Below are 501 nucleotides of genomic sequence, written 5' to 3'. Positions count from 1 at the left end.
TAGTCTTCATATTTGCTTGTAGGCAAACCTTTTGCTGTCTTACTGAGTACGTTGTAAACGTTTGAAGCAGTGACTTTACCCAAGCGCGCTTGAAACCATTCTGCTGTTCTTTGTTTCATCTCACACCGCAGTTCTCTGTTCGTGTGGCGTTGCTATATCGGCATCTTGTATAGTAGAATCTGTTTCTACCTTTTGCCTATTTTGTTTCTTTTTCAAAAGATGCAATACCGTTTGTGCTTGTCCTTCAGACATATCGTCAAGCTTTTTGACGTCGAAATGAGCAAGTATTTTTTCTTCTTCTGCTTGGGTTTGTACTATGAGTCTTCTGATTTCATTGATCTGTTGTGGAAAAGCCTTTTTAATAGGCGGGTTTCCATCCGTATCATCATCTTCACTCACGACATTAAGAAGCATACCTAACAGATATCTGCGTGCGTATGTGATTGCAGAACCAACCGATTGTATATTTGACTTGCATCCTTTCGTGTCATAAGGAAACTT

The 501-nt window shown here is 39.7% G+C and carries 1 protein-coding gene and 1 pseudogene; both read right to left on the bottom strand.

Annotated elements, in window-relative coordinates:
* Nucleotides 1-119 (bottom strand): annotated as a pseudogene (locus tag ACFIJK_RS09565) (exonuclease); the annotation flags it as partial.
* 1 nt (nt 120) lies between these two features.
* Nucleotides 121-501: ERF family protein (locus ACFIJK_RS09560; protein WP_375627619.1), on the bottom strand; the 381-nt coding region annotated here is incomplete at its 5' end.

The organism is Bartonella sp. PS17NMGDW, from assembly GCF_042193555.1.
Lineage (GTDB): Bacteria > Pseudomonadota > Alphaproteobacteria > Rhizobiales > Rhizobiaceae > Bartonella > Bartonella grahamii.
This window is presented reverse-complemented; position numbering and strand designations above follow the sequence as displayed.